The following is a 6,981-nucleotide window of genomic DNA, read 5'->3' on the forward strand; positions in this document are numbered from 1 at the left end:
ACTTTGAAATCACTCTCGTTCGGCTCCCCGACATCGATGGTGGCTTTCGCGTGAAAGAAAAAGGTAGGCTACGGAAAACCAGGGCTGTTGGAAAGTGTTGTCGTGCAGCGGGGATGAATTGACCTTACTGCGTCTGCCATGCGACGACGAAAAATCCTGATACGCGATCGCGCCGCTGGCCTGCTTTTGAACCGCGGCAGAGGTCCTTCGCGCAACCTCCACCTCACTTCATTGATTGCGTGATCAAAAAAACAAAGAACCTCACTCCCGATCTCGTTTTCAGCCAGGTCTCGGGCGAGACGAAGAGATGCGATCAGATCGGGAAGGGGATCATCCAATACGGTATCCTCCATTAGGATTTCTGATGGAGGTTGCCCCCAGGCTTCGAGCTCCTGCAAGGTGCTGAAGGGTGGATATTGCCTGTCAGAAGCCGGTTGGTCACGCAGCCTTTATGACGGAGACATCGCATGATCGTCGGTTCGGCTTGAGGTTCGCCGATTTTGTCGTCGAGGCGTGTCCCACAGATGGAGCGGAGAACGGTCACTGCATGTGCGGTCATCAGACTGGACTTGATGGCTCTTCGATGTTTCCTCCTCCTCAGCGGCACCTAAAGGAGGGCTTCATGTTGGATCCTGAAAGCTTCAATGATCACGAACATAGGGCGCGATTTCGGCTTTTGCTTCGACTGTCGCTTCCATTGACACGGCAATGTCTGCCATCCAGATCTTGATAATTCCGAAAAGATTGCTCGGTCCGGTGCTATTGCTAGAAGGCTATATTAACGACTACGCGGACCGAGAGCCGGCGATCTCGATTGCCGCACTCATCGCAGGTCCTGAAAACGTGTAGGATCGGATGCAGTGGTCGCGCTAGCGACCACTGGCGCGACCCCTTAGCGTCACTGTGCCAAGCCGGACGACAATCCAGACGATGTGTCGACGTGTCACGCGAAAGGCGCACAACCTGTAGCCAGACTGCTTTCTGGCCGATCGTTGCCAGCGATCATTCCACAGCGCTCCTCACTCGACTGGAGCATCGCCAGCCTGCTGGGCCCGGATTGCCTGGGCGGCCGCCGCGCCGCCGCCCTTGTCGTCGCCTCCGACCTGCACTGTCGGCTGGGCGAACGAGATCCCGTTTGACAGGAAGACCTCCCGAATCTTGGCGTAGGCCTTGCGGCGGATATAGGTTTGCATGCCGGGAACGGTCGTCATAGCGAAGCTAAGGACGATGCCATAGTCGGCAAAGTCCTCGACGCCCTTCATTTTCAGGGGCTCGATGAAGAGTTTTCCGAGTTCCGGATCGTCCTTCAATTCGGCTCCGACTTTCTTAGTCAACTTTCGCGCATTCTCGATATCGGTGTTGAAGCCGACGGTAATCCTGAACTTGTCGATGACCCAATCGCGGCTCATGTTCTCGACAGCGCCGAGTTCACCGAAGGGCACTGTGAATACTGGCCCGCGATGATGGCGCAGCCGGACGGAGCGCAGGCTGAAGCCTTCGACGGTTCCCTTGTAATCCTTGGCCTGGATGTATTCGCCAACCCGGAAGGCGTCGTCGAGCATGTAGAACACGCCGCTGATGATATCCTTGACAAGGGTTTGCGAACCAAAGCCGATCGCGACACCGAAGATGCCGGCTCCCGCGATTAGTGGCCCGATCTGCACGCCGAGCTCGGCCAGAACAATCAGGGCCGCCATGACGGCAACAATGACGGCCAGGGCATTGCGAAAGATCGGAAGCAGCGTCCGAAACCGAGCCCGGCGGGCCGCATCGGCCGGCACAAGCAAGGTCGTATCCGTTGCTACGCGTAGTGTCCGGTCGATCCAGCCTTTGGCCAGTTGCCAGACAAGATCGGCGCAGACGAGGATCAGGACGCTTTTAAGGCCACCGTAGAACAGGGCAACGATGACCGGATCACGCTGACCCAGCGTATCGGGATTGAATTCCCACACCAGCGCCAGCCATGCGACGGCGAGCGCGATGACAGCTGCCCTTGCGCCTCGTACGAGCAGGATGCCGCGAAGACTGGCCGGGTCGGCTACGAAGGTGCCCGCGATACGCCCGACTGTATTAAGGACACCTGGAAGAATGAGCGCGTAGATCCCGATCCAGAAGAGACCACGCATGTCGAGGCTCCAGACAAGCCATAGTGTAACGATGAAGGCTGCAAAGGCCGCTTTCCATGCGCGGGGCCGCTGCGAGGTGGCCCACACCGCCTCGATCGCAAGGAGCAATATGATGGAGGAGAAGCAGTAGCTGATCGCGTCGGTGACGGCGAGCGGGACGCCAAGCGGCTCACCGACCGCCGCCGTTGCAACCGACAGGCAGATGATCCCGATGAGGACCGCCAACCTTGTGCGCAGTGAGCGTGTGATATCGGCTGCTGACAGACAGGCGATCGCCAGGCGAAATAGGATGAACGCCGAGAGATAGGCAAGCAGGGTGATGCGGGCCAGCGGTGGCCATTCCACCGCGAAGAACACGATGGCCATAGCGCCGGTGAAGATGCCGATTGGCGCCAGCCGTCCGGCGAGCGTGTCGCGGGACCCGACAAATCTGCGGTAAAGACCCTCTGCGAGAAGCCCGAGAAGGATTAATCCGGCGAAAATGAAAAACACCGGTGCATAGCCCCGGCTCGCTGCATCATGCCGTGTCCGGAGAGCCGCTGCAGCGATTTCTGACGGAATGGCTGGTATCGCCGTGACAATTTCATGAACGCGTGTCCGCGCCGCTGTCTCCCAGCGGGCCAGGCTGGAGGTGTGTGGCGGGGAAGTCGGTCTTGCACCTTCCGTGCCGACGCCTTTGCGGCTTTTCAGCCAGGTCTGAACCTCAGGATCCTGAAGCAGGCGCACAAGCTCGTCGATCTTCTGTTCCGCGACGGGGGCGGGGGCGGGGGCGGGCGATTGCGCCATTGCGTTGAACGCGATGGAAAGGCCGGCGATGAGAGACAATAACCATTTCATGCTGATACCCTTCCTATTGCGTAAGCGTCTGCGGCTTCAGGTCACCCCCAAGCGTCTCGTCGGCAGGCACTGGCTTTCTTCGTTTTGCAAGCGGTTGCTCGATGATCATCGCCGGAGCCGCGACAGCGGTGGCCGCGACCGTGCCAACGCTCGAGACGGTCCCGCCAACGACGGCTGTGATGCCCTGTCCGAGGGTGACGTTTGAACCGGTCAGTGTCTGGCCAGTCATCAGGCGTTGGCCGATGAGCTGGACGATTTCCGGGCTGCTTTCGGCAAACTTGGCGTGATTGAGCCCGTCCTCGGTCTTTACCTTTGTTCGATCAATTGCGGTTATGTCGGCCTTTTCCAGCTCGAACCGGTAGGGCTCTTCTGCCGGATTTATCGCGCCGAGACGAGACACGTGACCGGTGATGAAACTCGAGACGGCAAGCGCTTTGTCATCCTGCGAGACGAAGATCGTGAACTTCGGACGCGGCTCCCCCATTTCCATGAACTGTTTGGCAATCACCTGGATATCAATATCCGGCGAGGCAAGGATCACCTTGTCGATCTTCGTATTCACCTGGCCGCCTCGTATGCCCATCTGACGCAGGGACTTCATAGCGAGCCATGTTCCCATCGAAGGGGCCATGATGGTGATATCCTTGACATTTGGGTCAGCGGCGAGCGTGCGGTGCGCCTGCTCCAGCCCGGTGCGCGAATAGTTCGTGCTTTCCTTGTAATGCTGATAGGCCGTGATCTCACCACGCGTGGGCCAGGTGAACAGGACGGGTGTCGCCTGCATCTTGCTGTCGTGCACGATCTGGGCCGGCCGGAAGACGGAATCCTCGTAGGTATTGTCGAAGCCGTGAATAAACACCAGCGCATGGCCCCCGTCCACATGCTGCGCCAACCATGCTCGTTCCTTCGCAATCGTGTCTATCTGCTGGACTTCGGTTACGGCAAAATCCGTTGCCGGGTCCGGTGGCAGGCGCCTAGGCCCCTGCACCGTACCAGGCTCACGCTTTGGCGGGAGCGAGCCGTTAAACAGCGTGGCAGGATCGCCGGGTGACTCGCGTGTAGTCGCGACCAGCATTGCCACCTTGGAGATCGGGGACGAGGAGGCGGGGAGAGGAATCGGCGTCATGACGCCGTCTGGATGTCCACAGCCCGTCACGGAGAGGAGGAGAAGGAGAGGAATGAGACGCTTTGGCATGCACGTGTTCCAGCTGTCGCCCGGATGAGGGGCGTTTCAGCTGGAGGCTACCAGCTAGCGCATGTCTAGGCGTGTAACATCATGTAGTATCTGTCGACGTGGCAGCCACCATGTGCGGAATTGCCACGCCTGTCACCCCATGCGGTGGCTAATTGGTCATGGTCGGCCAGCCCCCCGACAATTCGGCGCCGGCAGCGCGCAGTCCCGCGAGGATCCGCTCCCTGTCTTCCGGACGTGCCAGACGCATCGAAACTTCGCGCTTGATCGATGGCATGAGCGCAGGGATGGAACGTGATCGCCGTCTCGCCGAACGCTTCCCTGAAGCGCAAAACGGGCGTTCCGGACAGCAACCGATTCCTCGTGGGCGGCGCCTCCATCGACGACAAGGATTTCCTTGAACTTTACCAGCTTCGAAATCACTTCCCCGGTGACGCCGTCCGAGATCGTGGAGGTTCCGGCAACATCCTGGAAGCGGTCGACAACGATCATTGGCAGTCCCATCGATGACTGTATCTTTTGCCGGCTGCCTGACTTCAACAAAAATGCCAGTTGCCATCATCGCTGCCACTGTTGACGTCCCAGCGACGTCCCAGCGCTTGAACCGCGCCTTCTTTGCGCTCGGCCACAACGGCCGCTTCATTCGGCGCAGGATCCGACAAGACTTGAGGGCGAGGAGAGCGTCGGCGCGCCTTCGATCGCATCGTCAAGCCGGCGCGAGCCAGTTTGAACGTTGGGACGTTCCCGCCCTCGGGATCGTGATGACAACAGGTTCGCCAGGCCCCGCCATGAGGTGAAATCGCTCGCGTTCGCGGCGAATTCGGCCCGCCTCCATTCGGACAGCCTAACCGTTCTGGGCATCGAAATTGGTCCGTCCAAAGACGACCTCAGCGATGGTGTAGGCCTTGAGATACTGCGAACGGCCCGCAAGCGTGTCTGTCACGATGGGTGAGGAATCGCCAGGCGCCCTCGGGAATGCGGTCCAACTGGTTCAGCACTTCCAGATGGAGTCGGAACGACCATCTCGCCTGTCTTTGCACTTGTCATTATTAGGTCCCCTCGATATCGACCAGCACAAGTCAAAGCATAGGGAGAAAACACCAGCTCAGCGATGTGACAACAGGGGTAAAGGAAATGCTTCCGACGTCGATGTCCGGCAAATCACCCTCACCCCGGCGGTCTCGGGCATTACTCGAGTTTCGCGAAAGCAGCTTCGTTCTGCATCTTTTAGTTTCTCTGTCCGCTTGACCGAGAGAGGGGCATCGCGCTCCTGTAGATGGATCCCCCTACGACGTGTCAACGAGAATACCGCCAAGTGATGCCCGTGTGGCAGGCCTGTCGTCCGTCAGGTCAGTGAATGCGCTCCAGCTTCGAGTACCCGCTCTCGCTGGCTTTGACTTTCCAAACTTCGCCGCTCGCTCTGTATGTTGCTGTACCAATCCCAGTCGCGTGCCCATTTTCAAAAACACCCTCAAACTGCACGCCTTCGTCTGTAGCCATTACACCTTTGCCGTCAATTTCGCAGTCTCGACCGACAAATTTACACTCACCCAGGTAGGTGAACTCCCCCACCCTTGTCTTTCGAAGAATCCAGCCGCTACCTGACTTCAGCACTGTTAAGTGATTGCCCGTGTCGGGATCGTAAAAGGCCAAGTTGCGAAGTAACTTGGACTTTAGTGCTGTCCCAAACAGCTCGACAACTCTGCACTCCTTTCCACGCTTGCCGACATAGCACGACGACAAGTATGAGGTTTTCGGTGTGTCATCTCGAATATCTGGAATGGTCGTACCCGCGCCAATCCCAATTTTCACGTCGCTGTACATGGCCGCTGTCAGCAAATTCCCATACATCACTTTCGGAGAAGCTCGTAAAGCTACCTCGGCTTGGGAAGCACTTAGCCATTTAGCATCGAAAAGGCTTTTCCTAAATCCTTCGTCCAACTCAGTTGAGTAGTCGAGCGTTTGTTCAAGGTTGAGATGGTATCCCATCGATAGCACAACCCCCTTTGCCAGGATGACAAATAACGGGTCCGCGAATTTGAGACCCGGCATCGCCTCAACCCGGTTAAGTCGACCACCTATATCCCCGCAATATAGTGCCATCTCGACTTTGGAAGCTGCGGCAGCAATTACCGAAGCCGAAACGTCCCGTTTGGGCGGATTCGCCATAGACCAAGCGGCTTCGCCAATCCCATACTCGATCACGCCCTGAACAGGGGGGATACCAATTGCCGACCTGGATTTAATGAGTCCACAAGTTTCGTTCAGATATACCGAAAAGCTTGAGACTAAGCTCTCGTAGCCAAGTGCGTGCCGAAAATCCATCTCCGATGGTAGCGCGCTGGAAACAGGGTGAGTATGGACATCAGCGATTTGTTTGCCGGTACAATTGACGGAATCCTGAATGAACGAGCTTGTTGTTTTGGAGCCCGCCAGCGCAGGACCAGCTGTCCACACGCCATTGGCCGCGTCGAAACCCATACAGGAAGAAAACTCCCGGCCTTCACTTTTTGTCAGCGCAAACAATTCCCGCATACGTGTCGCCCATAGTTCTGGCAATTCGATGTAGTCGGGAAAGCCCGATATTTCTTCTACCGGCGTTTCATTCGAAAGTATTTTATCGGAAACGCTCGAAGACGAATCCTCCGCGACAACTTGTCCCGGCAGGAGGGTGACAAAAGGGATTTTACTTATGAGAATTAGGTACAGCAGCGAGCGGTGCATTGCCTTCTGGAGTGCCCCCCGTTTCGCCGGACAGGTCAGCTATTGAGATGAAGCTTTGATGAATTCCCTTGGGGAAGCCATCTTCAGCGCTGAATGTGGATG

Annotated in this window: 4 protein-coding genes; 1 reads left to right on the forward strand and 3 read right to left on the reverse strand. The window is 57.5% G+C overall.

The genetic code is table 11. The annotated features are described in order from the left end of the window. Window positions 1-1,019 precede the first annotated feature (1,019 nt). Together FHX16_RS23440 and FHX16_RS23445 are read right to left on the reverse strand one after the other, a co-directional pair. The gene (locus FHX16_RS23440) at window positions 1,020-2,963 is read right to left on the reverse strand and encodes a mechanosensitive ion channel family protein (RefSeq protein ID WP_259130637.1); all 1,944 of its coding nucleotides are present in this window, start codon (window positions 2,961-2,963) and stop codon (window positions 1,020-1,022) included. Between the two features lie 13 nt (window positions 2,964-2,976). Beyond that, entirely contained in the window at window positions 2,977-4,158 is a 1,182-nt protein-coding gene (locus FHX16_RS23445; protein ID WP_259130639.1) for an alpha/beta hydrolase, read from the reverse strand. Window positions 4,159-4,449: 291 nt separating this feature from the next. Between FHX16_RS23445 and FHX16_RS23450 the strand changes: the two genes are divergently transcribed. Next, a complete protein-coding gene (locus FHX16_RS23450; protein WP_183757597.1) occupies window positions 4,450-4,665 on the forward strand; it encodes a hypothetical protein in 216 nt (71 codons plus the stop codon). Window positions 4,666-5,505: 840 nt separating this feature from the next. Here the strand turns inward: FHX16_RS23450 and FHX16_RS23455 are convergent. Further along, on the reverse strand, window positions 5,506-6,879 hold the full coding sequence (locus tag FHX16_RS23455) for a hypothetical protein (RefSeq protein ID WP_259130641.1): 1,374 nt from the start codon (window positions 6,877-6,879) through the stop codon (window positions 5,506-5,508). Window positions 6,880-6,981: the final 102 nt, after the last annotated feature.

Origin of the sequence: Rhizobium sp. BK661 (genome assembly GCF_024808825.1) — a bacterium.
GTDB lineage: Bacteria > Pseudomonadota > Alphaproteobacteria > Rhizobiales > Rhizobiaceae > Rhizobium.

What these genes read in the sequence shown, in the direction of transcription:
- FHX16_RS23440 (WP_259130637.1), bottom strand. Translation starts at nt 2,963, where the DNA reads ATGAAATGGTTATTGTCTCTCATCGCCGGCCTTTCCATCGCGTTCAAC.
- FHX16_RS23445 (WP_259130639.1), bottom strand. Translation starts at nt 4,158, where the DNA reads ATGCCAAAGCGTCTCATTCCTCTCCTTCTCCTCCTCTCCGTGACGGGC.
- FHX16_RS23455 (WP_259130641.1), bottom strand. Translation starts at nt 6,879, where the DNA reads ATGCACCGCTCGCTGCTGTACCTAATTCTCATAAGTAAAATCCCTTTT.